The organism is Pseudomonas sp. MYb2 (assembly GCF_002979955.1).
GTDB lineage: Bacteria > Pseudomonadota > Gammaproteobacteria > Pseudomonadales > Pseudomonadaceae > Aquipseudomonas.
The window spans coordinates 30799-57440 of record NZ_PCQC01000027.1 but is presented as its reverse complement, the minus strand read 5'-3'; the positions used below and the strand labels follow the sequence as shown (position 1 = coordinate 57440).

27 protein-coding genes are annotated in these 26642 nt (G+C 59.3%); 4 read left to right on the top strand and 23 right to left on the bottom strand.

Annotation, left to right across the window (positions count from 1 at the left end):
• Positions 1 to 570: 570 nt before the first annotated feature.
• The 8 genes from CQ009_RS28030 to minC form a co-directional block, all read right to left on the bottom strand.
• Positions 571 to 1905 (bottom strand): amidohydrolase, encoded by a 1335-nt coding sequence (locus CQ009_RS28030; RefSeq protein ID WP_105709330.1) that lies wholly within the window; start codon positions 1903 to 1905, stop codon positions 571 to 573.
• A gap of 66 nt (positions 1906 to 1971) precedes the next feature.
• Positions 1972 to 4125 carry a mechanosensitive ion channel family protein gene (locus CQ009_RS28025; protein WP_064391187.1) on the bottom strand — a complete coding sequence of 718 codons (2154 nt, stop codon included), beginning with the start codon at positions 4123 to 4125 and terminating at the stop codon, positions 1972 to 1974.
• A gap of 77 nt (positions 4126 to 4202) precedes the next feature.
• On the bottom strand, positions 4203 to 4379 hold the full coding sequence (locus tag CQ009_RS30125; protein ID WP_163004785.1) for a hypothetical protein: 177 nt from the start codon (positions 4377 to 4379) through the stop codon (positions 4203 to 4205).
• Positions 4380 to 4547: 168 nt separating this feature from the next.
• Positions 4548 to 5837 carry a M18 family aminopeptidase gene (locus tag CQ009_RS28020; protein ID WP_105709329.1) on the bottom strand — a complete coding sequence of 430 codons (1290 nt, stop codon included), beginning with the start codon at positions 5835 to 5837 and terminating at the stop codon, positions 4548 to 4550.
• 176 nt (positions 5838 to 6013) lie between these two features.
• Positions 6014 to 6649 carry an RluA family pseudouridine synthase gene (locus CQ009_RS28015; RefSeq protein WP_007960625.1) on the bottom strand — a complete coding sequence of 212 codons (636 nt, stop codon included), beginning with the start codon at positions 6647 to 6649 and terminating at the stop codon, positions 6014 to 6016.
• A 169-nt stretch (positions 6650 to 6818) separates the two neighbouring features.
• Entirely contained in the window at positions 6819 to 7073 is a 255-nt protein-coding gene (gene minE, locus CQ009_RS28005) for a cell division topological specificity factor MinE (protein ID WP_003223146.1), read from the bottom strand.
• A complete protein-coding gene (minD, locus tag CQ009_RS28000) occupies positions 7073 to 7885 on the bottom strand; it encodes a septum site-determining protein MinD (protein WP_007913953.1) in 813 nt (270 codons plus the stop codon). The genes minE and minD overlap by 1 nt, the downstream gene beginning before the upstream one ends.
• Positions 7886 to 8054: 169 nt before the next feature.
• Positions 8055 to 8792 (bottom strand): septum site-determining protein MinC, encoded by a 738-nt coding sequence (minC, locus tag CQ009_RS27995; protein ID WP_064391243.1) that lies wholly within the window; start codon positions 8790 to 8792, stop codon positions 8055 to 8057.
• 117 nt (positions 8793 to 8909) lie between these two features.
• On the opposite strand from minC, the gene CQ009_RS27990 reads away from it, so the two are divergent.
• Entirely contained in the window at positions 8910 to 9842 is a 933-nt protein-coding gene (locus CQ009_RS27990) for a lipid A biosynthesis lauroyl acyltransferase (RefSeq protein WP_064391188.1), read from the top strand.
• Positions 9843 to 9877: 35 nt separating this feature from the next.
• A complete protein-coding gene (locus CQ009_RS27985) occupies positions 9878 to 11035 on the top strand; it encodes a patatin-like phospholipase family protein (RefSeq protein ID WP_105709328.1) in 1158 nt (385 codons plus the stop codon).
• Positions 11036 to 11123: 88 nt separating this feature from the next.
• Here CQ009_RS27985 and CQ009_RS27980 read toward each other — a convergent pair whose 3' ends face one another.
• The 8 genes from CQ009_RS27980 to puuE form a co-directional block, all read right to left on the bottom strand.
• Entirely contained in the window at positions 11124 to 11909 is a 786-nt protein-coding gene (locus tag CQ009_RS27980; RefSeq protein WP_064391190.1) for an outer membrane protein OmpK, read from the bottom strand.
• Positions 11910 to 12282: 373 nt separating this feature from the next.
• Positions 12283 to 13068 (bottom strand): outer membrane protein OmpK, encoded by a 786-nt coding sequence (locus tag CQ009_RS27975; RefSeq protein WP_064391191.1) that lies wholly within the window; start codon positions 13066 to 13068, stop codon positions 12283 to 12285.
• A 162-nt stretch (positions 13069 to 13230) separates the two neighbouring features.
• Positions 13231 to 14589: a nucleobase:cation symporter-2 family protein gene (locus tag CQ009_RS27970; RefSeq protein ID WP_064391192.1), complete on the bottom strand. Its 1359-nt coding sequence runs from the start codon at positions 14587 to 14589 to the stop codon at positions 13231 to 13233.
• Positions 14590 to 14755: 166 nt separating this feature from the next.
• Entirely contained in the window at positions 14756 to 16072 is a 1317-nt protein-coding gene (locus tag CQ009_RS27965) for a urate hydroxylase PuuD (RefSeq protein ID WP_064391193.1), read from the bottom strand.
• Between the two features lie 51 nt (positions 16073 to 16123).
• Entirely contained in the window at positions 16124 to 16627 is a 504-nt protein-coding gene (locus CQ009_RS27960) for an ureidoglycolate lyase (protein ID WP_034151759.1), read from the bottom strand.
• Between the two features lie 141 nt (positions 16628 to 16768).
• Positions 16769 to 17764: an allantoicase gene (gene alc / locus CQ009_RS27955; RefSeq protein ID WP_105709327.1), complete on the bottom strand. Its 996-nt coding sequence runs from the start codon at positions 17762 to 17764 to the stop codon at positions 16769 to 16771.
• An 87-nt stretch (positions 17765 to 17851) separates the two neighbouring features.
• A complete protein-coding gene (uraD, locus tag CQ009_RS27950; protein WP_064391195.1) occupies positions 17852 to 18367 on the bottom strand; it encodes a 2-oxo-4-hydroxy-4-carboxy-5-ureidoimidazoline decarboxylase in 516 nt (171 codons plus the stop codon).
• Complete coding sequence (puuE, locus tag CQ009_RS27945; RefSeq protein ID WP_105709326.1) at positions 18364 to 19290, bottom strand: allantoinase PuuE; 927 nt, start codon at positions 19288 to 19290, stop codon at positions 18364 to 18366. The genes uraD and puuE overlap by 4 nt, the downstream gene beginning before the upstream one ends.
• Positions 19291 to 19711: 421 nt before the next feature.
• Between puuE and uraH the strand changes: the two genes are divergently transcribed.
• Positions 19712 to 20065 (top strand): hydroxyisourate hydrolase, encoded by a 354-nt coding sequence (uraH, locus tag CQ009_RS27935; protein ID WP_008080901.1) that lies wholly within the window; start codon positions 19712 to 19714, stop codon positions 20063 to 20065.
• 183 nt (positions 20066 to 20248) lie between these two features.
• Here the strand turns inward: uraH and CQ009_RS27930 are convergent, their stop codons facing one another.
• The 3 genes from CQ009_RS27930 to CQ009_RS27920 form a co-directional block, all read right to left on the bottom strand.
• Positions 20249 to 20875, bottom strand: coding sequence for a LysE family translocator (locus CQ009_RS27930; protein WP_064391198.1), 627 nt, complete (start codon positions 20873 to 20875; stop codon positions 20249 to 20251).
• An 88-nt stretch (positions 20876 to 20963) separates the two neighbouring features.
• Entirely contained in the window at positions 20964 to 22313 is a 1350-nt protein-coding gene (locus CQ009_RS27925) for an NCS2 family permease (RefSeq protein ID WP_064391199.1), read from the bottom strand.
• Positions 22314 to 22611: 298 nt separating this feature from the next.
• Positions 22612 to 23058 (bottom strand): MarR family winged helix-turn-helix transcriptional regulator, encoded by a 447-nt coding sequence (locus tag CQ009_RS27920; protein ID WP_105709340.1) that lies wholly within the window; start codon positions 23056 to 23058, stop codon positions 22612 to 22614.
• 82 nt (positions 23059 to 23140) lie between these two features.
• Between CQ009_RS27920 and CQ009_RS27915 the strand changes: the two genes are divergently transcribed.
• Positions 23141 to 24307, top strand: a complete 1167-nt coding sequence (locus CQ009_RS27915) for a PLP-dependent aminotransferase family protein (RefSeq protein ID WP_105709324.1) — start codon at positions 23141 to 23143, stop codon at positions 24305 to 24307.
• Between the two features lie 159 nt (positions 24308 to 24466).
• Here CQ009_RS27915 and CQ009_RS27910 read toward each other — a convergent pair whose 3' ends face one another.
• The 4 genes from CQ009_RS27910 to CQ009_RS27895 form a co-directional block, all read right to left on the bottom strand.
• On the bottom strand, positions 24467 to 24838 hold the full coding sequence (locus tag CQ009_RS27910; RefSeq protein WP_105709339.1) for a glutathione S-transferase N-terminal domain-containing protein: 372 nt from the start codon (positions 24836 to 24838) through the stop codon (positions 24467 to 24469).
• 104 nt (positions 24839 to 24942) lie between these two features.
• Positions 24943 to 25488, bottom strand: a complete 546-nt coding sequence (gene folE, locus CQ009_RS27905; protein ID WP_003204506.1) for a GTP cyclohydrolase I FolE — start codon at positions 25486 to 25488, stop codon at positions 24943 to 24945.
• Positions 25489 to 25565: 77 nt separating this feature from the next.
• Positions 25566 to 26123, bottom strand: coding sequence for a Smr/MutS family protein (locus tag CQ009_RS27900; protein ID WP_064391202.1), 558 nt, complete (start codon positions 26121 to 26123; stop codon positions 25566 to 25568).
• Between the two features lie 74 nt (positions 26124 to 26197).
• On the bottom strand, positions 26198 to 26518 hold the full coding sequence (locus CQ009_RS27895) for a hypothetical protein (RefSeq protein WP_007914024.1): 321 nt from the start codon (positions 26516 to 26518) through the stop codon (positions 26198 to 26200).
• Positions 26519 to 26642: the final 124 nt, after the last annotated feature.

Genomic DNA, 26642 nt, shown 5'->3' with positions numbered 1-26642 from the left:
TTTCCAAACGCCGAAAAGGTAACCCAAAAGGCTTGCTCCTACGTGCGGCCCGCTCGCTGGGGCTCGGGGTTCCTTCGCTCCGGGATCGATCCGGGCGCAGCGCCTACGGTTTGCTTCGCTGCACCTCCTCTCGCTGTGTTTGGCTGCGCCAAACGGTCGCTGCGCTCCCACGCCCGGATCAATCCCTCCACTCAGCCTTCCGACGTCGCCCGTGGATCAAGATCAAAAGCGGTACTCGAGCTAACGCTCATTGTGTTGAGTGGTGAGAAGCGAAGGCGATATAGGTTTACGGTTGGACTCAATCCTTGTGGGAGCTGGCTTGCCAGCGATGGCGGCCTGACAGCCGACCTGTTTCTGACAGGCTGCACACGGTCCAAATGTGGGAGCGAGCCTGCTCGCGATGGCGGGCTGACAGCCGACCTGTTTCTGACAGGGTCCACACGTTCCAAATGTAGGAGTGAGCCTGCTCGCGATGGCGGCCTGACAGCCGACCTGTTTCTGACAGGCTGCACACGGTCCAAATGTGGGAGCGAGCTTGCTCGCGAAAGCGCCCCCACAGTCACCTCGTCCCTATTTGCCTGCCCCAGCATTGGCATACAAATAATCCGTCGCCAGCGACGCCAATGTCCTCACGCCCACCACCAGCGCCGACTCATCCACAAAGAACCCGGGATTATGATTCGGCGCGGCCTTGCTCATGTCCTGATCCCGCGGCGTCACGCCGAGAAATACAAACAACCCCGGAACTTCCTTGGCAAAGAACGAGAAGTCTTCCGCGCCCCCCACCAGCGGTGCATTCACCACATCATCCTTCGCCGCCCACTTCAAAGTCGGCAGCATTTTTTCGGTGAGCGCCGGGTTGTTGATGGTCGGGTCGTATTTTTCGATGATGGTGACGTCAGCTTTCGCGCCGCCACTTTCGGCGATTTTTTCCACGGTCTGGCGGACATCGGCATGCAGTTTCTGGCGAATGCCGTAGTCGTAGGAGCGGATCGTTCCGCTCATGTCGACGGATTCGGGAATGATGTTGTAGCGGGTGCCACCGTTGATGGTGCCGATGCTGACCACTGACGGATAAGACGAGATGTCGGTGCGGCGGCTGACCACTGTTTGCAGGCCGACGATGGTTTGTGCGCCGACGGTGATCGGGTCGATGCCGTCCCAAGGGCGGCCGGCGTGGGTTTGCTTGCCGAGGATTTTGATGCGCAGGTCGTCGGAGCTGGCCAGGGTGGCGCCGGGGCGGTAGGCGATCTGGCCGGCGGGGACGCCGGCCCAGACGTGCAGGCCGAAGACCGCGTCCGGTTTGGGTGATTTCATCACGCCTTCCTCGACCATCATTTTCGCGCCCCAGGTGTTTTTGCCGTCGGGGATGAAGTCGCTCGGGCCTTCTTCGGCGGGCTGGAAGTAGAACACCACGGTGCCGGGTAATGTGTCGCGCATGCCTGTGAGAATTTTCGCCGTGCTGAGCAGGATTGCGGTGTGGGCGTCGTGGCCGCAGGCGTGCATGACGTCGACTTCTTTGTCGAGGTAGATGCCTTTGGCTTTCGAGGCGAACGGCAGGTCGGCGACCTCCTTGACCGGCAGCGCATCCATGTCGGCGCGCAGGGCCACGGTAGGACCGGGCAGGGCGCCTTTGAGAACGGCGACCACGCCGGTGCGGGCGACGCCGGTTTTCACTTCCAGGCCCATGGCCGTGAGTTGTTTGGCGACCAGTTCCGCAGTGCGTTTTTCCGTGTTGCCGAGTTCCGGGTGGGCGTGGATGTCGCGGCGGGTTTCCAGCAGTTGCGGTTCAAGCTTTTGCGCTTGTTCGGCGATTTCAGCGCGGGTGCTGTCCATCGTCGCGGCGCCGGCGTGGCTGGCGACCAGGGTGAGCAAAACGGTCTGGGCAATGCGCGTCAGTTGCATCGGGTTTCTCCTTGATTATTGTTGTCGGGCTTCCCTGCCTGTGACTGCAACCGCGCGCCTGAGTGCCTATTCCTTCGGTTCGCCACCGCCGGCGGTGATCACTTGCACGCTCATGCGCGGCGTTGCCAGATCGAGTCCAGCCTCGTCGAGGTGGCGTTTGAGCGACAGGTTGAAGGCTCGGGACACTTCCCATTGTTTGATCGGCGCGGTCTTGAATCGCGCGCGCAGAATCGCGCTGCCGGACTCGAAACTTTCGACCCCCTGAATCTCCAGCGGCGACCAGATGTTGCGTCGCTGCAACGGATCGGTACGCATCTTCTGCCCGACTTCGCGCATCAGTTTGATCGCGTCGTCGATTTCCATGTTGTACGGCACGGCGACGCGGAAGATCGCGTAGCCGAACTCCCGCGAGTAGTTCTTGATGCTTTTGATTTCGCTGAACGGGATGGTGTGAACGATGCCGTCGATGTCGCGCAGACGCACGGTGCGGATGGTCAGGCCTTCGACGGTGCCGAGGTGGCCGCCGACGTCGACGTAGTCATCGATGGCCAGCGAGTCTTCGATGATGATGAACAGGCCGGTGATCAAGTCGGCAACCAGCGACTGCGCACCGAAACCGATGGCCAGACCGATTACACCGGCACCGGCCAGCAATGGCGTGACGTTCATGCCCATGTTCGCCAGTGCGACGATCAGCGCGATGATGAAAATCGCCACGAACAGCACGTTGCGGATCAGCGGCATCATCGTTTGCGCGCGGGCGTTGGCCAGGCCTTTACGCGAGCGGGTGAGGGCGTGGTGCACGGCGGTGTCGGCGAGAATCCAGATCAGCCAGGAAAAAATCAACGTACCGGCCAGGCTGAACAGTTTGACGCTGACGTCATGCCCATCGCCCTCGGCGAAACCGATCAACGATTTGCCCCAGACGCGCAGGCCCAGCTCGATGAATGCCAGCCACACCAGCAGATGCGCGAGGGTGTAGAAGAAGTTTTTCAGGCGCTCCGAGTACAAGGCGTGACGTCTCGCCCCGCGCTGCGGTTTCAGTGAATGGCGACGCACGAGGCCGTTGATCACCATGCACAACACCAGCAACACGGTGCAGATCAGCGACTGGCGCAAGGCGGTGCTGGTGTCGCCGGCGGAAACGAACGTGGCGAACAGCGAGATGCCGACCAGCACCAGCGCCGGCACGTACCAGAACGTTCCGAGGATTTCGATGGTGTCGCTGAGGGCGCGGCGGGTCAGGCGTCGGGACAGCGGCTGGTTGCGGATCAGGTGCGCGATCGGTCGGCGGAAACGCAGGATAAACAGACCGGTAGAGAGTGCCGCGAGGACATTGGCGATAGTGGCGGCGGAGTGCGCCAGGTGCACGCCGAGGCTTTCGATCAGGCGTGGGTCGTTCAGCGCTTCACCAAACGCGGCGAAGCTGCCGATCAGCCACAGCGGTCGAAATGCTTGATGACGCAGGATATACAGCGCGCGATGGCGGTGCGGGCCATCGAGCAGGGAAAACGCGATCACGCAGATCGCCGAGAAACACGTTCCGACCACCAGTGCGTAGGCCAGTACCATCGCCAGGCTTTTGCCCAGCGAAGATGGCAAAGCGTAGGACATGTAAACGGTCATCACCAGCGCGATCAACCATGGCCCGAGCTTGCGCAAAGCGAAGCGCAGCATGTCGAGGGCTTTGGGGTGTTGTGGCAGCTCTTCGGTCAGGCCGAAGCGCATGCGCACTCGATGGCCGAGCCAGATCAGGGCGGCGGCGAGCAGGCTCCACACCGCGAGGATCATGGCGAAACCGAAGATGATCGGCAGCCATTCGTTAGCCGGCAGCATCATGCCGCTGAGTTCCTCCTTGGCCAGGTCGAACTCGTTGGACCAACGGGTAATCGGGCTGTCGGCACCGGAAAACTGTTTTTCGAAATTGGCCAGGGTGCCGCCGATCAGGCCGAGCACGCCTTCTTCCGGTGTGGTCTGGGCTTTTTTCGTAGCGTCGCGCAGCTTTTTCAGATCGGTCAGCAACTGTGCGCGTTGCTTGTCGTTTTCCAGCGACTTGATGACTTCGTCGAGGGACTGGCCGAGCGGTTCCTGGGCTTCGGGCTGCGCCTTGTTGGTGTTGAGCAGACCGGGCAAACCGACCGCATGGGCGGGCGCCAGCGGCAGCAGCGTCATCAGGCAGACGAGGAACAGACTGGGCAAAGCAAAAAGACGAGCGAACACTAGGCGGTCAACCTCGCAAGGGGCGGATTCGCTGGAGTGTACGAGGCCAACCCCGTCAATGCGAGCCGGGCGCGGATTTATTCGTTGAGTTTGGCGAGGATCTTGTAGACCACGGTGGCGAGGATCGTGAGCATGCCGATCCACATGGCGAACACACCGGCGTTCTTGTCGCGGAAGTTGAAGCCGATGGCCAGCAGGATCATTCCGCTCAGAATCGGAATGAGCATGGCGTGAAACGAAGACATCGAGATCATGGGGACTGCCTTGTCGAAATGAATGATGTAAGTCTAGGTCGGTTTCTGCCGGCCGGTATTGATCTGAGTAGGAGTTGCCGCAGGCTGCGATCTTTTGATTTTGTTTTCAAGATCAAAAGATCGCAGCCTTCGGCAGCTCCTACATTGAATCGCATTTTGCCGAAGCTTTTAAGGCAACTCGCGGCAGGCGTAGAACGCGCTCAGCACTTTGACCAGGTGCGCCAGGTCATGGCTGCCGCACAGTTCGCGGATCGAGTGCATGGCGAAGGTCGGCAGGCCGATGTCGACGGTGCGCACGCCCAGGTGGCTGGCGGTGATCGGGCCGATGGTCGAGCCACAGCCCATGTCGCTGCGCACCACGAAACTTTGCACAGGGACTTCTTCGGCCATGCACAGATGGCGGAAGAAGCCGGCGGTTTCGCTGTTGGTGGCGTAGCGCTGGTTGCTGTTGACCTTGATCACCGGGCCGGCATTGAGTTTCGGGCCGTGGTTGGCGTCGTGCTTTTCTGCATAGTTGGGGTGCACGCCGTGGGCGTTGTCGGCCGAGACCAGCAGGGACTTCTGGATGGTGCGGACGAATTCATCACCTTCCGGCAGCAGGCGGCGCAGGGTTTGTTCGAGCATCGGGCCGTCGGCACCGCAAGCCGAGCAGGAGCCGACTTCTTCGTGGTCGTTGCACACCAGCACGCAGGTTTCGTCGGTTTCGGCAGTCAGCAATGCTTGCAGACCGGCGTAGCACGACAGCAGGTTGTCGAGGCGCGCGCCGGCAATGAAGTCGCCATTCAAACCGATGACGGCGGCACTTTGCGTATCGTAGAAACTCAACTCGTAATCCAGCACGACGTCGGCATTCAAGCCGTGTTCGCGGGCCAGTTGCTCGGTGAGCACGGCGCGGAAATCGACGCGCTCGTCGCCGGCGAATTGCGCGAGGATCGGCGGCAGTTCGGTCTGCGCATTGATCGCCCAGCCTTGATTGGCTTCACGGTTAAGGTGAATGGCCAGGTTGGGAATGATCGCGATCGGTGCCTTGAAGTCGATCAACTGGCTCTCGACCTTGCCGTCGCGGCGGAAGGTCACGCGGCCGGCCAGCGACAGATCGCGGTCGAACCACGGTGCCAGCAGCGCGCCGCCGTAGACTTCAACGCCCAGTTGCCAGAAGCCTTGACGCTGCAGTTCCGGTTGCGGCTTGACCCGCAGGCACGGGCTGTCGGTGTGCGCGCCGACCAGGCGGATACCGCCGTGCAGGGGCGAAGTGCGGCCCATTTTGATCGCGACAATCGAGGAGTCGTTGCGGGTGACGTAATAGCGGCCGTTCGGCTCGGTGGTCCATGGCTCACGTTCGTCGAGGCGCACGAAACCGGCAGCCTCCAGACGCTGAACAAGACTGGCGGTGGCGTGGAACGGGGTAGGGGAGGCCTTGAGGAAGTCGATCAGGCCTTGGTTCAACTCTTCGCGCATAAGAAACTCCAGACAGCAATGGGCGGGAGTTTAACGCATCGGCCGGGGAATTGAATCTGCACCGGATCCGTGTAGGAGTGAGCCTGCTCGCGATAGCGGTATGTCATTAAGTAATTTTTGTCTGACACACCGCTATCGCGAGCAGGCTCACTCCTACAAGGGGTCTGCAGTGGCGGTCAGAACGGCGCGGGGCACTCGAAACGCAGGCGTTCGCCGGTTTGCGGGTGGGTGAAGCTGAGCATGCTCGCGTGCAGGCACAGCCGTGGCCAGGCTGCGAGGGCTTGTTCATGGGCATAGAGCCCGTCACCCAGCAGCGGATGCCCGATCGACAGCATGTGCACGCGTAACTGGTGCGAACGCCCGGTGATCGGTGTCAGCTCGACGCGGCACCAGTCGCCGCAACGTTCGAGCACGCGCCAGAAGGTCAGCGCATGTTTGCCGAATTCGTGATCGACCACGTGACGCGGTTTGGTCGGCGGATCGTAGCGCAGGGGCAAGTCGATGCTGCCGCTGTCCAGTTCCGGTTGACCCCAAGCCAGGGCAGTGTAGGCCTTCTCTGTTTCACGGTCGTGAAACTGGCGCGACAGTTCGCGGTGAGTGTCGGCGTCACGCGCGAGCAGAATGATGCCGGAGGTTTCCCAGTCCAGACGATGGACGATGCGCGCTTCCGGGTAGCCGTTTTCCTGCAAACGGGTAATCAGGCAATCCTTATTGTCGTCGGCGCGACCGGGCACCGAGAGCAGCAACGTCGGTTTGTCGACCACCAGTACGGCGGCGTCCTGATGGATGATGCGGATGTTGGACAACGGCATTAAAACAGCCTCGTAACAAATGCCAACGGCGGCTCGGAACTGCTGATAACCCTGTAGGAACTGCCGAAGGCTGCAATCTTTTGACGTTGAAGATCAAAAGATCGCAGCCTTCGGCAGCTCCTACACAAGCATCAATAGTCCGAGCCGCCGTAGCGACTGCCAAATCGACTCAGCGATCAGGCAGGGTGATGTTGAGTTCCAGAATCGAGCAACTGCCCTGGCTTTCCAGTGCAACATGTACATCGTCGTTGCCGATGTTGACGTACTTGCGGATCACGTCGACCAGTTCCTTCTGCAAGGCTGGCAAGTAATCCGGCGTGCTGCGCTGGCCGCGCTCATGCGCCACGATGATCTGTAGACGCTCTTTCGCTACCGAGGCGGTACTTGGCTTTTTGTTGGCACGAAAGAAGTCAAAAAGGTTCATTACCTACCTCCAAACAGGCGCTCGAAGAATCCCTTCTTCTCGACATCGAGGAAACGGTGGGCTTTTTCTTTGCCCAGCAAGCGGTCGACGGTATCGCTGTAAGCCTGACCGGCATCGCTCTGGTCGTCGAGAATCACCGGGACGCCCTGGTTGGATGCCTTGAGCACCGCCTGGGATTCCGGGATCACGCCGAGCAGGGTGACCGAGAGGATTTCCTTGACGTCTTCAACGCCCAGCATCTCGCCTTTTTCAACACGCTCTGGATGGTAGCGGGTGATCAACAGGTGTTCCTTGATCGGGTCTTCGCCACGTTCGGCGCGACGCGATTTGCTCGCCAGCAGGCCGAGCATACGGTCCGAATCTCGTACCGAGGACACTTCCGGGTTGGTCACGACGATCGCTTCGTCAGCGAAGTACATGGCCAGGTGCGCACCTTTCTCGATGCCTGCCGGGGAGTCGCAGACGACGAACTCGAATTGTTCCTTGAGCTCCATCAGGACTTTTTCCACGCCTTCGACGGTCAGCGCGTCTTTGTCGCGGGTCTGACTGGCGGCCAGTACGTAGAGGTTTTCCAGGCGCTTGTCTTTGATCAGTGCCTGTTGCAGGTTGGCTTCGCCGTTGACCACGTTGACGAAGTCATACACCACGCGGCGCTCGCAACCCATGATCAGGTCAAGGTTACGCAAGCCCACGTCGAAGTCGACGATCACTGTTTTGTGGCCGCGCAGAGCGAGACCGGTACCGATAGCGGCGCTGGTGGTGGTCTTACCCACACCACCCTTGCCGGATGTAACCACGAGAATCTTGGCCAAGGTGTTTCACCCCTAAGGAAGAAGGACTTTTTAGCCCCTGAAAAACATCTCTTGAAAACTACTGCAGTCGGACAGCCTTGGCTGGAATTTGGCTTTAGGCCTTTTTCCTACTTCGTTTGAGCCGTTTTCGCTACGTTTTAGAGATGCTTGGAAAATGCGGCAGTATCCGTTAAAGCCGAATGATGTTCAACACGTCGCCCGACAGGCTGACCTGTACGCCCGAGCCCCACATTGGGTCGCGACGCAAATCTTCGGAAACCTTGTAATGACCGGCGATGGAGATCAGTTCAGCGCTCAATTGCTGACAGAAAATCCGTGCCTTGGTATCACCCTTCACGCCGGCCAGCGCCCGACCACGCATCGGGCCGTATACATGGATGTTGCCATCGGCGAGAAGTTCCGCCCCCGGACTGACCGAAGACACCACCACCAAATCGCCACCCTGGGCATATATCTGTTGGCCACCACGTACTGGCGTGGTGATGACGCGGGTCTGTTTGACGGTCGGTTCAGGCGGCTTTTCCGGCTTCTTTTTGACTTCGGCTTCGGCCATTTCCAGCGGTCGTTCGCGGGCGCCGGAGGGCGGCAACACCGGGATGTCGATGGCGATGGCGGCGGCGATGTCTTCAATGCGGCTGGCGCGAATCGCCAGGGTGCGCAGGCCATGTTGACGGCACACGCGCATCAGGCCCGGCAGATCGACAGCGCCTTCGCCCGGCGGCAATTTGTCCAGCGCCAGAACCAGCGGCGCGTTGCTGAAGAAATTCGGCGCCTGCGCAACTTTGGCGGCCAATTGCCGATCGAGGCTGTCGAGGTCGTTACGGGCCAGTTCCAGCACGGTAATGGCCAGCATGCTGCCCTTCAACTGGAACACGGGATCTTGGTCTAACGGTTCGGTTTTGCTCATGTCGGCATACAACGGCTTGTCACTAAAAGTGCCGAGACTTATAACGAGAACGCCCGCAGGCCGCAAGCCGGGTCGAACGATGTAGAATGCGCGGCCACTGTATTTACGGAAGCTTTAATGGATCGCCCGCGTTTTCGAAAAGCATTTCTTGCTCCGCGCTTCTGGCCGCTCTGGTGCGGCTTGGGGCTTTTATGGCTGATCGTGCAGCTGCCGTATCCGGCCTTGCTGACCATCGGTCGAGTTTTGGGTGCGTTGATGTATCGCCTCGCTGGCGACCGACGGCGCATCGCCAAGCGCAATCTTGAACTGTGCTTCCCGGAAAAATCCGCCGCCGAACGCAAACGCCTGCTCAAGGAAAACTTCGCCTCCACCGGTATCGCGTTTTTTGAGATGGCGATGAGCTGGTGGTGGTCGCGTGAGCGCCTGGCGAAGCTGGCCCATGTGGAAGGCCTTGAGCATTTGCAAAAAGCCCAGCGCGAAGGCAAAGGCGTGATTCTGATGGCAGTGCATTTCACCACTCTGGAGATCGGCGCGGCGTTGCTCGGCCAACAGCACACCATCGACGGCATGTACCGCGAACACAAAAACCCGTTGTTCGACTTCATCCAGCGTCAGGGCCGCGAGCGGCACAATCTCGATTCGCTGGCGGTGGAACGTGACGACGTGCGCGGCATGCTCAAATTGCTGCGTTCCGGTCGGGCGATCTGGTACGCGCCGGATCAGGATTACGGCGCCAAGCAAAGTATCTTCGTGCCGCTGTTCGGCATTCAGGCCGCGACCGTGACCGCGACCACCAAATTTGCCCGTTTGGGTAAAGCACTGGTGGTGCCGTTCACGCAGGAGCGTCTGGCCGACGGCAGCGGCTATCGTCTGGTCGTGCATCCGCCGCTGGAGGACTTCCCGGGCGAGACCGAAGAGGCTGACTGCATCCGCATCAACCAGTGGGTCGAAGGCGTTTTGCGCGATTGCCCGGAGCAATATCTGTGGGCGCATCGACGCTTCAAGAGCCGGCCACCCGGCGAGCCGAAGCTGTACGCCAAACGTGGTTGATTGATCGATCCCCTTGAGCACCATGGAGTGTTGCGATGAGCCCAGCTGAACCGGTAACAGGTTTGATTCTTTCCGGCGGCGGGGCTCGGGCGGCGTATCAGGTGGGCGTGCTGGCAGCGATTGCCGAATTGTTGCCGGTGGGCGCGGACAATCCGTTTCCGGTGATCGTCGGCACTTCCGCAGGCGCGATCAACGCGGTGAGCCTCGCCAGCGGTGCCACGGATTTTCGCGCCGCCATCGAACGGCTGACGCTGTTCTGGCAGGGCTTTCGCAGCCACCGGGTGTTGCGCAGCGACTGGTCCGGCGTTATTCACCAGGCCAGTCGTTTTGTCAGCCACAGCCTGCTCGGTATGGGGCGACAAATGCCGGTCGCGTTGCTCAACAGTTCGCCGCTGCGCGAACTGCTCAATGAAAAGCTGCACATGCCCGGCATCGCCGAATCCATCGCGCGCAAGCAATTGCACGCAGTGGCGGTGACCGCGTTCGGGTATGAATCGGGGCAAGCGGTGACGTTCTATCAAGGGGGCGGCACGATTGATTCGTGGCTGCGCCATCGGCGCATTGGCGTGCCGACGCAATTGTCGGTCGATCACTTGCTGGCCAGTTCGGCGATTCCGTTACTGTTTGCGCCGGTGAAGATCGGTGATGAATATTTCGGTGACGGCGCGGTGCGGCAATCAGCGCCGATCAGTCCGGCGTTGCACCTGGGCGCCAGTCGCGTGCTGGTGGTGGGTGTCAGTGGCAACCCGCGCGGCTTTGATCCGCAGCAGCCGCTGGAGCGCACTTACACGGGGCAGCAACCGACACTCGCGCAGATCGGCGGGCACATGCTCAACAGCACGTTCATTGACAGTCTGGAGAGCGATATCGAGTTGCTGCAGCGTCTCAACCAGTTCAGCCATCTGATGCCTGCTGGCACGCCGACCCGCGAGCTGGGTGTGGCGCCGGTGGACGTCTTGGTGATCTCGCCGAGTCAGCCGATCGACGAGATCGCGGCGCGGCATCGTCAGGAATTGCCGGCGGCGTTGCGTTTGTTCTTGCGCGGACCGGGGGCGACGAAGACGAGTGGGGCGGGGGTGTTGAGTTATTTGCTGTTCGAGGCGGGGTATTGCAGCGAGTTGATTGATCTCGGACGGCGCGATGCGTTGGCCAAGCGCGAGGAGTTGTGCCGGTTTTTGGGATTGCCATTTTAAAGCAAAAGATCGCAGCCTGCGGCAGCTCCTACATTGGAATGCGCTATCCCTGTAGGAGCTGGCGAAGCCTGCGATCTTTTGATTTTTATCAGAAGTGGAACTTCACCAGGAAGTTGGTCACGCTCTGATTGGTCTTGAAGGCACCGGTGTCGTCGATGCCGTACTTGTCTTTCCAGTAGTCGTATTCAACACCGACATACAACTGCTTCTCGCCAAAACTCAGCGCCTTGCCCAGGTCGTATTTGACCTGTGGGTTGAAGTGCAGGTTGGCGTGGTAATCGCCTTTAGAGTTGGAATCGTTGTCGGTCACCCAGTCCATGTAGCCGTCGATCAGGATGTTCGAGTTGCCCACGGGAATGGTGTAGGACCAGACCGGGGTGATCTGCCAGACGTTGTCACCGGCACGCGAACCTTCGGTGTGGCGCTGGTAGAAGTTCAACTGGAAGTAGTCGAAGCCCGGGATGGCCAGGTCGAAGCCAGGGCCGATCAGGTAGGACTCGGTATCACCTTCGCCGAACTCGTAGGTCATCGCCAGCAGAACGTCTTTGATCGGGCCGAATTCGATCTTCTGGTTGAGCACCTTGCCCAGCGAGATGCGTGGCTGGAACTCGCCGTAATAGGTGTTCGGACCGTTGTTGAAGTCCTTGTCACCGTTGTAGAAGATCTTGTCGATGAAGAAGAAGTTGTCGCCGTACGTCCACGCATCGGCGTGTTCGAAGGTGACGGTCTGCTGGATGCGCGGGTTGACCTGGAAGTCCTTGCCATAGAGGTAGGTCAGGCTGTTGTTCTGCCATTGCAGCAGGCCTTCGGCCATGGCCTGGCCCCCGGCTAACATTGATCCCGCAAGCATCAGGCTGGTGCACATACGTTTCATTCGGTTGCTCCCAAAGTAGGTGTTCCACGTTTATTTTTTTAAGATCGGCGCTCTGGTGTGGCGCCTTTTTTCGTTGCTGCAAAAGTCATCCGATTGGTCAGCTTTCATGCTGTTAGCAAGAGCTGGGCCAAGGCTTTTCGAAAAGCAAAAAAACGCCCGTCGGCTGCTGAAAAACAGTCGATTGAGCGTGTTTTCGGGATGCCTCGGTACTGACCGGGGCCGGGATAAGTTGGCCCGTCGGTCAGGAATTAAATCCGGGCTTTTTTTTAGACCGAATTCAAGAGGCCGCGGAGAATACTGACTCCTCGGCCAGCTCTCAAGTGCCCCGCAACAGAGCACCGACGACAGGTATGGGGCACGGTTGCGGGCCATCTTAAAAGTGCACCTTCACCAGCAGGCTGGCGGTGTTCTGATTGGTGTCGAAGTTGTGCGTATTTTCGACACCGTACTTGTTCTTCCAGTAGCTGTATTCGGTGCCGACATACAACTGCTTCTGGCTCCAGCCCAGGGCTTTGCCGAGGTCATATTTGATCTGTGGATTGATGTGCAGGTTGGCGTGATAGGTGCCACGCGCGTTCTCGTCGTTGTCGACGACCCAGTCGAGGTAGCCGTCGATCAGCACATCGGAATTGCCCAGGGGAAAGCTGTACGACCAGCCGGGGGTGATCTGCCAGACGCCGTCGCCGGGACGCGGGCCTTCGGTCTGGCGGCGGAAAATGTTCAGGGTGACGTAGTTGAAGCCGGGCACCTTGAGGTCGAAGCCGGGGCCGATCAGGTAGGCCTCACTGTCGCCTTCACCGTATTCGTAGGTCATGGCGAGCAAGACGTCTTTGATCGGGCCGAATTCGAGCTTCTGGTCGAAGATCTTGCCGAAGGAGAAGCGCGGGGTGAATTCGCCGTAGAAGGCGTGCGGGCCTTTGTTCGCATCTTCTTTGCCGTTGTAGAAGATCTTGTCGACGAACAGGAAGTTGTCGCCGTACTTCCACTTGTCGGCGTGCTCGAAGGTGAGCGTTTGCTGGATCGACGGGTTGATCGCGAAATTCTTGCCGTACAGATAGCTGAGGCTATTGGTCTGCCACAGCAGGAGATCGCCGGCCATGGCCTGACTCGCGGCCAGCAGGCCGCCGCTCAACAACACATTGGTTTGCGTGCGAATCATCTATTGCTCCCTCTTGTTTTTATTGTTTGAGGCGCAGAGCTTTTTTTGCCCTTTGTAGGAGTGAGCCTGCTCGCGATCGCGGTGTGACATTCAACACATCAGTTGACTGAAAAAACGCTATCGCGAGCAGGCTCACTCCTACAGGGGGCATCGGTGTTGCTGTCAGTGCTGGTGCGCATGGCAGTCGTTGATCGCTGCGCGCTCTTTACCGCCGAGAATGTTGAACAGCAGGTTCAGCGTCAGCGCGCTGAGCGTTGCCATGGCGATGCCACTGTGGGTAATCGGGCTCATCCACAGCGGCAGGTGCGCGAAGAACTCCGGACGCACCACCGGGATCAGGCCCATGCCGATGCTCACCGCGACCAGCAACTGGTTGCGACGGTCACCGATGTCGGCTTCCTGGAGAATCTTGATCCCGGTCGCGGCGACCATGCCGAACATCGCAATCGCCGCGCCACCCAGTACGGCTGGCGGAATCGAGGCGACGAGGAATGCCGCTTTCGGCAGCAGGCTCAGGACGATCAGCAAACCACCGGCAACGATGGTCACCGAACGGCAGCGCACGCCGGTCATCTGCACCAGACCGATGTTCTGCGCGAACGAGGAATGGGTGAAGGTGTTGAAGAAACCGGCGACAAACGAGGCGCCGGCATCACACAGCAAACCGCGACGCAGCATGCGCGGGCAGACTTCCTGATCGGTTATTTTGCCCAGCGCGAGGAACATACCGGTGGACTCGACGAAGATGATCACCACCACCAGACACATCGACAGGATCGGCGCCAGTTCGAATTTCGGCATGCCGAAATGCAGCGGGGTGACGAACTGAATCCATGGCGCGTTGGCCATGCCGCTCAGATCGACCATGCCGATTGCGCCGCACAGCACGTAGCCGATGCACATGCCGATCAGTACGGAGATGTTGACCCAGAAACCGCGCATGAAGCGGTGGATCAGCAGAATGGTGCCTAACACCAGTGCGGCAATGGCCAGATAAATCGGTGAGCCGAATTGTGCGGCGGCGGCACCGCCACCGGCCCAATTCACGGCCACGGGGAACAGCGACAAACCGATCGAGGTGATGACCGTGCCGGTCACCAGGGGTGGGAAGAAGCGTACGACCTTGGACATGAACGGCGCGATGAGCATGCCGAAGAAACCGGCGGCGATCGTCGCGCCGAAGATGCCTTGCAGGCCGATACCGGGCATGCCGGCCATGGCGACCATGCTGCCGACTGCGGCAAAACTGGCGCCCATCATCACCGGCATGCGAATGCCCATCGGACCAATGCCCATGGACTGCACGATGGTGGCGACACCGGCGACCAGCAGGTCGGCGTTGATCAGGAAGGCAATTTCTTCACGACTCAGGCCAGCGGCCTGTCCAATGATCAGCGGCACCGCGATGGCGCCACCGTACATCAGCAGAACATGTTGCAAACCGACCAGGATCAGTTGCAAAAGGGGCAATCGCTGAATGGCGGGTGCGTCGGGGATGCGCGCTTTGGACAGCTCGGACATGCAACACCTCGGATCTTTTTATTCTTGTGATTAACAGCTGCCGGGTTGCTCACAGCTGTTTCTTTGCATCAGGTAAAACCGCGCTAAGGCGATTCGCGAGCAGGCTCGCTCCCACAGGAAATGCGCGATCTCTGTGGGAGCGAGCCTGCTCGCGAAGCTTTGTTGCTTAGTTGGTCTGTGCTCCCTGGGCGATCCATGCACCGATCAGGTCACGTTCCTGCTGGGTCATCTGCGTGATGTTGCCCAGCGGCATGATCTGCGTGGTGATGGCTTGCGCCTGGATGCGCGCCGCGTTCTGGCGGATCTGCTCAGGGGTGTCGAGCATCACACCCGCCGGAGCTGCGCTGAACAACGGACTGGTCGGTTTGGCCGAGTGGCAAACTGCGCAGCGTTCTTGAATCACGTTGTGCACTTTGTCGAAGGCCGGACCTGCGTTGGAGGCTTGCGCCGGCGCTGCTGCAGGTGCGTCTGCGGGTGCAGCAGGTGCCGCCGCTTCAGCCGGTTTCGCGCCACCGCCCAGTGCCGTCTCCGGCAGCGGTTGATACTCGATTTTGGCTGGCGCCTTGGCCACTTCCGGAGCGGTCGACATCGGCGTTGGGCCGGTGACGTACGCCAGCGTGATCATGCCTACCGCTGCCACTGGCAGGGTCCAGGCAAACTTGTGGCTGTCGTGACGGGTGTTGAAGTAGTGACGCACCAACACCGCCAACACTGCAATCCCGGCGAGGATCAACCAGTTGTACTGGCTGCCATAGGTGCTCGGGAAGTGGTTGCTGATCATGATGAACAGCACCGGCAGGGTGAAGTAGTTGTTGTGACGCGAACGCAACAAGCCTTTGGCCGGCAGCGCCGGATCCGGCGTGCGGTTCTCGGCAATCGCCGCCACCAGTGCACGCTGCGCCGGCATGATGATGCGGAACACGTTACCGACCATGATGGTGCCGATGATCGCGCCAACGTGCAGGTACGCACCACGACCGCTGAACACTTTGCTGAAGCCATACGCCGCGCCGATGATCAGCACGAACAGAATGAAGCCGAGCAGAGCAGGGCGTTTGCCCAAGGCCGAATCACAGAGGAAGGAGTAGATGAACCAGCCGAGGAACAGCGAGCCGATACCGATGGCCACGCCTTCAGGGCCGCTCAGTGTGCTGCCCGGAGCCAGCAGGTAGAGCGTTGGGTTGGAGTAGAACACCACGCACAGCAGCGCAATACCCGACATCCAGGTGAAGTAGGCTTCCCATTTGAACCAGTGCAGGTTCTCCGGCATTGCCGGCGGGGCCAGTTTGTATTTTTCCAGGTGATAGATACCGCCACCGTGGATCGCCCACAGGTCACCGGCCAGACCGGTTTTCGGGTTGACGCGGTTGAGGTTGTTCTCCAGCCAGACGAAGTAGAACGACGCGCCGATCCAGGCCACGCCAGTAATCATGTGAACCCAGCGCACGCTCAGGTTCAGCCATTCCAACAGATGTGCTTCCACAGTCTTTACCTCTCGCCTGTCACTCTTGTTGTCGAGTGATCAGACCTTCTCTTATTGGTGGGGGGCGAGGATCAAACGCTCATCCTCTTTGAAAAAATGCTCATCGCAGTTATTGCCTGTGCCACTGCGATCAACCACCAGGAAGTCATCCCGCTTTTCGATCGTCAGCACCGGATGGTGCCAAACGCCGCGATGGTAATTGATGCCCTGCCTGCCGTTGGTGACGAAGGCGCGGACCAAGCCTGATACAGGTTCATCGCCAACTGGCGCGACCACGATCAGAAAGGGGTTGCCGAGCAGCGGTATGAAAGCCTGGCTGCCCAGCGGATGGCGTTCCAGCATGCAAACGGTCAACGGCATGTCCTGCGCGTCGGCGCGGAAGATGCTGATGATCGCGTTGTCCTCAGGCTGAGCGGTTTCGACCGTCGCCAGTTTGTGGAAGCGCATGGTCGAACCGTTGTTGATCATGAAGTGATCGCTGCCGTCGGTTTCGATGACGTCACCGAAAGGGGCGAAGGCTTCTTTGCTCAGCGGTTCAATCGTTAGTGTGCGCATGCTGTTCTTCTTTTCGTTGAGTGATCGTTCCCACGCTCCGCGTGGAAATGCAGCCCGTGACGCTCCGCGTCACATCCAGAACGGACGCAGAGCGTCCAGTGATGCGTTCCCACGCAGAGCGTGGGAACGATCATTGCGGTGTTATTTAGCGACCTTGCCGAGAACGCGCAGGCGGCTCACACCACCGTCCGGGAACACGTTCAGGCGGATGTGGGTGATCGGGCCCAGCGCCTTGATCTGCTCGACGAAGGTGTGTTCGGCGTGCATTTCCAGCTTCTGGCTTGGCAGCAGATCGCGCCAGAACAGCGACTGGGTTTCGATCTGGCTGTCAGTACCACCTTTCACGAACGCGCCCTGGATCGAGCAAGTGTCCGGGTAGTTGCCTTTGAAGTGCAGGGTGTCGACGACGATCTTCTCGATCTCGCCCGGATGACCCAGCGCGACGATCACCCAGTCATTGCCCGGCGTGCGACGACGTGCAGTTTCCCAGCCGTCGCCCATGTTGATGCCACGGCCCGGGTTGAGGATGTTGCTCATGCGGCCGAAGTGTTCGTCGGAGCAGGCGAGGGCGCGGCCACCATTGAGGGCTGCTGCCAGATCGACTTGCTCGTTGTCGCCAACCGCCGACCAGTCGCGGAACGGAATGCCGTACACGCGCAGACGGGCCACACCACCGTCCGGGTAGATGTTGAAGCGCAGGTGGCTGAACGCTTTGTCGTTGCTGATTTCGTGGTAGTGGTGGCTGTTGCCCTGCAGCTCGACGGCCGACAGCACTTCAGTCCACTGGGTGTTTTCATCAGGCTCGCCCGAGGCCAGGAAGCACGCCTCCAGAGAGGCCGATGGCGGGAAGTTGCCGGTGAAGAATGAAGTGTCGATGTCCACGCCTTTGATCGAGCCCGGTACGCCCAGACGGATCACTGCGCTGTCGAAGCCTTCGAAGCGCTTGCGGCGCGATTCCCAGCCGTCCATCCACTTGCCGTTGTCATCGAACACGCCCTCCTTCCATACGGCCGGGGTCGGTTGGAACAGACGATTGGCGTCTGCGAACCAGTCATCGGTGACCGAGATGATTTTGGTGCCCAGACGGGCATCGGCCAGGTTGACGAATTTTTCGAAAGGTACGGCGTAAGCTTTCATTCTTCTTGTCTGCCTTTAAATAAGTGGCTGGGGATGCTTGCGAGGCCCTGGACATTCTCCGCGTCTGACATGCTCGGGCCAGGCTTGCTAAAGAGTCAGTAAACGGAACAGGGCGATCTTGTTGATCTCCGCCAGCGCGCATTTGAACTCGGTGTCTTGCGAGTTGTGAATGCGCGTTTCGAACGCCGCGAGGATCTGATGCCGGTTGCTGCCTTTTACCGCCATGATGAAGGGAAACTTGAACTTGGCTTTGTAGGCGTCGTTCAGCTCGGTGAAGCGCTGGAACTCTTCGGCCGTGCATTGGTGAATACCGGCGCCAGCTTGTTCATTGGTGCTGGCTTCGGTCAGTTGGCCCTGGACGGCAGCTTTGCCGGCCAGGTCCGGGTGAGCGTTGATCAGTGCCAGTTGACTGGCGTGATCGGCGCTCAACAGGATGTCGCTCATGCGCTGGTGCAGGGTTTCGATCTCGTCGATCGAAGCGTCCGCGCCCAGGTCGTAGGCCTTCTCGGCTACCCATGGCGAATGTTCGTAGATGTCGGCGAAAGCGTTGACGAAAGCGTCGCGGCTCAGGGTCGACGGTTGCAGGGTTTGAAAGCGGCTCATTTGGCGGCCCCTTGGTACGGCTGGGTTTCGTGCCAGTGACGCGCGATGTCGACGCGACGGCTGAACCACACCTGTTCATGACTTTTGGCGTATTCGATAAAGCGTTTGAGCGAGGCGATGCGACCCGGACGGCCGATCAAGCGGCAGTGCAGACCGATCGAGAGCATCTTCGGTGCGTCAGCGCCTTCGGCGTAGAGCACGTCGAACGCGTCTTTGAGGTATTCGAAGAAGTCGTCACCCTTGTTGAAACCTTGCACTTGGGTGAAGCGCATGTCGTTGGTGTCGAGGGTGTACGGGATCACCAGATGCGGCTTGCCGGTCGGGTTGTTCGGTTCCCAGTAGGGCAGGTCGTCGTCGTAGGTGTCGCAGTCGTAGAGGAAACCACCTTCTTCCATGACCAAGCGACGGGTGTTCGGCCCGGTGCGGCCGGTATACCAGCCCAGTGGGCGCTCGCCGGTGATTTCGGTGAGGATGCGGATCGCTTCGAGCATGTGCTCGCGTTCCTGCGCTTCGTCCATGTACTGGTAGTCGATCCAACGGTAACCGTGGCTGCAGATCTCGTGGCCGGCATCGACCATCGCACGGATCACATCCGGGTGGCGCTGAGCGGCCATGGCGACGGCGAAGATGGTCAACGGGATGTCGAATTCCTTGAACAGTTTCAGGATCCGCCAGACGCCGGCACGGCTGCCATACTCGTAAAGCGATTCCATGCTCATGTTGCGCGCGCCTTGCAGCGGCTGAGCAGCAACCATTTCAGACAGGAACGCTTCGGATTCTTTGTCGCCGTGCAGAATGTTGCGCTCGCCGCCTTCTTCGTAATTGAGCACGAAGGACAGCGCGATGCGGGCATTGCCCGGCCAGTGTGGGTGAGGAGGGTTACTGCCGTAACCGATCAGGTCGCGTGGGTAGTCAGCGCTCACTGCAGTCTTCCTTCTTGTTCGTTGACAGATGGGTGTGGCGGCCTGGCAGGCTTGCGTCACAGCGATGGGCTGATTGTATACAACTTTAATCGCAATTTGTAAGCCTGAATTTTCGCATTTTTCACCGACTGTCATCTTTTGCTGTTAATGGCGTGAGCCTGCAAGAAACCTGCCTGATCAGTCAGCTAATGGATTGAAAGTTCAATGTTCAGGCACTGTGCTGGCAGATCGGGGGTAAAGGCCCGGGTAGCGGGGGTGCAGGAAAAAATGTCGTTTTTATTGTGTACAATTTTTTTGAAAAGTGTCTTAATCAATCGCTCGCCGCAGCTTTTCGTGCTCCGAATCGGTGCGGTCTCCTTTTCAACTGACTTCGGGAGGCGCGAGGTCTGACTGCTTCCACGCAGGCAGGCGCGCAGAATCAATGGGACGTTTGACAACACACGTTTTGGACGCTGCACACGGTTGCCCGGGCAGTTCGATCAAGGTCGAGCTGTACCGCGTTGAAGGTTCGCAACTGGAATTGGTCGCCAGTGCCGTCACCAACAGCGATGGCCGGGTCGATGCACCGCTGCTGCAAGGCGATGACTATCGAACCGGCGTTTATCAGGTTCAGTTCCACGCGGGCGATTACTACCGCGCCCGTGGCGTGCAGTTGCCGGAACCGGCATTTCTGGACGTGGTTGTGCTGCGTTTCGGCATCTCTGCCGAACAGGATCACTACCACGTGCCTTTGCTGATTTCGCCTTACAGCTACTCCACGTACCGGGGCAGCTGACCCCCAAGCAGCTGCCCCCACCGGGAAGCGACTGCGCATATAGCTTCTTTGGTCTTTCGCCCGCTCACACTGCGGGCTTTTTTTTGCCTGTCTTAAAGTCAAAAGATCGCAGCCTGCGGCAGCTCCTACAGATTGACGTGCAATCCCATGTAGGAGCTTGCCGCAGGCTGCGATCTTTTGCTCTTAACGGCTCAACAGGGACGCAGCACCCGCACCACTGAACAACCCGGCACTCACCCGGTTGAACCAACTCTGCCCCTTGCCACTGCGCAAATACCGCGCCGCGCCATGCGCACCCAGCCCGTAAGCCAGTTTGCAGCACAGATCGAGCACCACCCACGTCGCAATCATGATCAACAACTGCGGCAGGAACGGCTGCTGCGCGCTGAGAAACTGCGGCAGAAACGCAGCAAAGAAGAGGATGTCTTTCGGATTGCTCGCGCCCAACACAAACGCGCGCCCGAACAGCGTACGAAAGCGCGGTGTCGGTGCAGCCTGAGGCACTTCTGCGCCCACCGACGGCTGACGCGATTGCTGCCAGCTCTGCCAGGCGAGATAGAACAGATACAGCGCACCAACGATTTTCAGCGCGCTGAACAGCTGCTCAGATGCCAGTAGCAGGGCGCCAAGCCCCAATGCCGACGCACTGAGCAAACAGATCGACGCAATCACGCCACCGAGAAACGCCGGGTACGACCGGCGCAGACCGAAGTTCAGACTGTTGCTGATCATCAGCAGCGACAGTGGTCCCGGAATCAGGATCACCACCAATGCAGCGCCGCTGAACAGCAACCAGGTTTCCAGACTCATCATTTTCCTCCTTTTTGTTGTACTGAAAAATGCACAAAAGCCCCACCCGTGAGGGTGAGGCCGTTTTGAAGCCTGAACCGCGTAGCGCTTACAGGAAGATGAACTTGGCGATGAAGATCGCGCAGAGCACCCACAGGCTCACGGAGATTTCCTTGTACTTGCCCGTACCGGCCTTCAGCGCCACGTAGGTGATGAAGCCCAGTGCGATACCGTCGGCGACCGAGAAGGTCAGCGGCATCATGATGGCGGTGACGATTGCCGGGATGGCATCAGTGGCTTCGTCCCACTCGATGTGGGCCATGCCGCCCATCATCAGCATCGCTACGTAGATCAGTGCACCGGCGGTGGCGTAAGCCGGAATCATGCCGGCCAGCGGTGCGAAAAACATTGCCGCTATAAATAGCACACCTACGGTCACTGCGGTAAGACCAGTCCGACCACCAGCGGCCACACCGGCGGCACTTTCTACATAGCTGGTGACAGGTGGAACACCGACCACAGCACCGAAAACGCTGGACGCACTGTCGGCTTTCATCGCGCGGGAAAGGTTTTCGATACGACCGTCAGCGTTGACCAGATTGGCGCGCTGGGCAACGCCCATCAGGGTGCCGGCGGTATCGAACATGTGCACAAAGAGGAACGCCAGGACCACGCTGATCATGCTGACGTTGAATACGCCGGCCACGTTCATCGCCATCCAGGTCGGTGCCAGGCTTGGCGGCGCGGACATGATGCCTTCGTAGTGAACGAGGCCGAGGCCCCAACCCGCCAGCGTCACGGTGATGATGCTGATCAGGATCGCGCCGAACACGCGGTGGTAGCTGAGGATCGCAATCATCAGGAAGCAGATGGCGGCGAGCAGCGGGCCGGGTTCTCGCAGAGAGCCGAGTTTGATCAGGGTTGCCGGGCTATCGACGACGATGCCCGCAGTTTTCAGACCGATCAGACCAAGGAACAGGCCGACACCGGCACCCATCGCAAAACGCAGGCTGACGGGAATACTGTTGAGCAGCCACTCGCGAATCCGCGAGAAGGTCAGGATCATGAACAACACACCGGACACAAACACCGCACCGAGCGCGGTTTCCCAGTTGTAGCCCATGGTGCCGACCACGGTGTAGGTGAAGAACGCATTGAGGCCCATGCCCGGCGCCAGACCCACCGGCCAGTTGGCGTACAGACCCATCAACAGGCAGCCCAGCGCAGCGGCGATACAGGTGGCGACGAAGGCTGCACCGTGATCGATCCCGGCATCGGCCATGATGTTCGGGTTGACGAAGATGATGTAAGCCATGGTGATGAAGGTTGTCAGACCGGCAATCAGCTCGGTCTTCACCGTGGTGCCATGCAAGCTGAGTTTGAACAGACGTTCCAGCAAGCCACTGCGTAACGGTGGCGAGAGATCCAGCGGCGATGCTTCGGATTTGCGGCTTTCCACAGCGAGTACTCCTCAAGAGTTTTATTGTTATTTCCAGGGCCGGACCCATGAGGGGTGGCAGCGGCCCTTTGAGGCACTTGCGAATTTGTTGACCATGCGGTCAGGAACTCGCACGCTGTGGATTATGCTTTTGTGTACAAATAAAGCAAATATTGTTTTTGGTTTTGTTTACGGAAGTTCCGTCGATAGCGATATATCGCCCTTCAGGGCCCCATCGCTGGCAAGCCAGCTCCCACATTGATCTGTGGCGTACACAAAACATGTGGGAGCTGGCTTGCCAGCGATGAGGCCCGAACAGTCAATCGAGAACTGCCTGACTGTTCCCCAGCGCCAGATTCACCGCCAACCAGCCATTCACCGCCGCCTCCCCAGCCTCGGCAAACACCCGCTCCAGCAATTTCACCTGCTCACGGCGCAACGTCTGTTCAAACTTTGCACCTTCCGTCGTCAGTTCCAGCAGGCGTTTACGCTTGTCGGCCTCGGACGCCACGCTGTCCACCAGATGCATTTCCTGCAACTGCCGCAATGGCATGTTCAGCGCCTGCTTGCTCACACCGAGCAAGCCGAGCAATTCCTTCACGCTCAAATTCGGATACCGCGCGATGAAAAACACAATGCGCTGATGCACCCGCGAGAGGCCGCGGCGCTCAAGCATTTCATCAGCCTTGGCGGTGAACGCCTGATAGCCAAAGAAAAACGCTTCCATCGCCTGTTGTTGGCTTGCAGGGTTTTTAAGGTCAAGCATGTTGACGTACTCGCTCAAGCTGTCGTAATTTCAGTCAACTAGTTTGACTCATTTTTCGTCCGCCTCGCTACCGGTGACCCCCATGGCTTTTTCCGAACGTGTCTCGCGCCTTAAAAGTTCTTTGATCCGTGAAATCCTTGCCGCCGCCCAGCGCCCGGAGGTGATGTCGTTCGCCGGTGGCTTGCCTGCTGAAGCCATGTTGCCCAAGGTTGAGTGGGCCGACATGCCGCTGTCGCTCGGTCAATACGGCATGAGCGAAGGCGAGCCGGCATTGCGCGAGGCTCTGGCGGCGGAGGCGAGGGCACTGGGGCTGGAATGTCAGGCGAGTCAGGTGCTGGTGGTCAGCGGCTCCCAGCAAACCCTCGATCTGGCGGCCAAGCTGTACATCGACAAGGGCACGGAAATCCTGCTCGAAGCGCCGACCTATCTCGCCGCCCTGCAAATTTTCCAATTGTTCGGCGCCGATTGCCTGACCGTTCCGCAAGAGTCCGATGGTCCGAACCTGGTGCAGTTGCGCAGTCGTCTGGAGCAGCATCGTCCGGCGTTTATCTATCTGATCCCGACGTTCCAGAACCCGTCAGCCGTGCGCTACAGCGAAGCCAAACGCGCCGCCGTTGCGGCATTGCTCGATGAATTCGGCGTCACCCTGATCGAAGACGAGCCTTACCGCGAACTGACTTTCGATGGCGGCAGCGCCAAGCCGATTGCCGGACGCCTGCAGAAATCCAGCTGGATCTACACCGGCACGGTGTCGAAAACCTTGCTGCCGGGTTTGCGCGTCGGCTACCTGATCGCCAGCCCGGACCTGTTTCCGCATTTGCTCAAACTCAAGCAGTCAGCGGATCTTCACACCAACCGCATCGGTCAGTGGCAGGCGTTGCAGTGGATCGGCACTGAGAAATATCAGCAGCACTTGAGCGAATTGCGTGGCTTCTATCGGCAGCGTCGGGATGCGTTTCAAGCGGCGCTGGAAACGCATTTTGCTGATCTGGCCGACTGGAACATGCCCCAGGGTGGGCTGTTTTTCTGGCTGACGTTGAAGCAACCGCTGGATACGCGAACATTACTCAATGGAGCGTTGGCCAATGATGTGGCGTTTATGCCGGGGGAGCCGTTTTTTCCCGAGCCGGATAATCATCATGGGCATTTGCGCTTGAATTTCAGCCATATCGATCCGGCGCGGCTGGATGAAGGGCTCAAGCGATTGGCGGCAGTGATACGACAGGCGCAGATCGATAAAGCGGCCTGAAAACAAATAAACCGGCTCGAGGGCCGGTTTATTTTTGTCTGGGATTTTTGGTGCCTGGAATGGCCTCATCGCGAGCAGGCTCACTCCTACAAGGGAACGCATTCCAAATGTAGGAGTGAGCCTGCTCGCGAAGGGGCCATCAGCCCCAATACAGAATCATCAGACCGCAGCGAAGCGCTTATCCAGATAATCAATAATCACCTTCGACTCATACATCCAGGTGGTCTGTCCATTCTCGTCAATGCGCAAGCAAGGCACCTTGATCCGGCCACCCTGTTCCAGCAGTGCCTGACGATCCTGCTCGTTATTCTTCGCATCCTTCAGCGCCACCGGCACATTCAGGCGACGCAGCGTGCGGCGGGTTTTCACGCAGAACGGGCAGGCGTGGAACTGATACAAGGTCAGGTCTTTTGCAGCGGCATCCACCTGAGCCTGAGCAGCGGCGGAGCGTTTTTTCTTGCCCGGACGGGTGATGAAGTCGATGAAGATAACCAGTTGGCCGAGGCCGACACGAAGCGCTTTGACGAACACGTTGAAAGCCTCACGGTGCAAATAAAGAAAGGCGCGCAGCTTACCCGATTTTTCACGGACGAAAAAAAACCGGCGATGAATGCCGGTTTTCTTCGTACAGCAAATTACTTGATCAGGCTGAGAAACTCGCTGCGAGTCGCGGCATTTTCGCGGAACTCACCGAGCATCACCGAAGTGATCATCGACGAATTCTGTTTCTCGACACCGCGCATCATCATGCACATGTGCTTGGCCTCGATCACCACCGCCACGCCCAGCGCGCCGGTAACTTGTTGCACAGCGTCGGCGATCTGACGGCTGAGGTTTTCCTGAATCTGCAGGCGACGGGCGTACATGTCGACGATCCGCGCGACCTTGGACAGGCCCAGCACTTTGCCGCTCGGGATGTACGCAACGTGCGCCTTGCCGATAAACGGCAGCAGGTGGTGTTCGCACAACGAGTACAACTCGATGTCCTTGACCAGCACCATTTCGCTGTTGTCGGAGCTGAACAGGGCACCGTTGGTGACCTCTTCGAGCGTCTGTTCATAACCGCGGCAGAGGTACTGCATGGCTTTGGCGGCACGCTTTGGCGTGTCGAGCAGGCCCTCGCGGGACACGTCCTCGCCCAATTGGCCGAGAATCGCGGTGTAATTCTGTTCCAGGGACATGAAACTACCTGTGGGGATTTTCGCAAAGGGCAAGGGTACGGTGGCGGACACAACCCTGCAAGTTCGGTGTAACGGGATTATTCGTCGCGACCTTCCATCATCGTGCGTTTAAGCATCACGTAAACCGCACCGGCACCGCCATGTTTGGCCTGGCACGAGCAGAAACCCAGGACCTGCGCATGTTGACGCAGCCAGGTGTTGACGTGGCTTTTGATCATCGGCCGCTTGCCGTCCAGGCGCACAGCCTTGCCGTGGGTGACGCGCACGCAGCGGATTTCGAATCGGGTCGCTTCAGCGAGAAAGGCCCAGAGGGTTTCGCGAGCTTTCTCGACGCTCATGCCATGCAGGTCGAGGCTGCCTTCGAACGGGATCTGGCCGACCTTGAGCTTGCGCATCTGACTTTCCTGCACGCCGTCACGCGCCCACATCAACTCGTCTTCCGGGCCGACGTCGATCACAAACTGATCGGACAGACCATCAACGGTAGCGGTGTCAGTGCGCACGGTGGCGGACTGGCGCAGCTTGGCGATCTGCGCGCGGTCAGCCTTGGGTTTGCCGGTGTCGGCGCGGTCGTGTTTGATCGGCTTGACGCCGCGCAACTCGTTTTTGAACAGGGAAAAATCGTCGTCTTGCATGTCAGCCTCCGCGAAGGGCGGCCAGTTTACCCAAGTCGAAACAAAACGGCCCGGCAAAAAGCCAGGCCGGTGAGTCAGTCGTGTTTTTTCATCAGGTGCGGGGACATGTTCAGTTCCCGCGATTGCCGTGCGCGACGGCGGCAGCGGCGCCACAAGGCAACACCGAAATACAGAAACAGCAAACCGACCGCCAGAATGATCGCCGAGCCCATCGGCGTGGCGTTCAAGTCACCGAGTGCCGGTGGGCGCCCGAGCAGGCTGGCCGCCCCGGCCATCGCCAGCAGCACACCGAACGTCGCCAGAATGGCGGCGATCGCTGCGCCGAATCGAAAACGCCAGTTGCTTTGGCCTTTGGGCCGCAAGCGGCGTGCGTCAAATCCATCGGATAACTTCATTCCGACCTTCCTCAATGGGTATCGGCCCTTCGACCGGGAGTTGACCGGGTTGTTCCTGAGGCTATGGTATTTGCGGCAAATGAGAGGGTTTTGCGGATGAGCGGCGCCGTGAGCCGCTCATCAA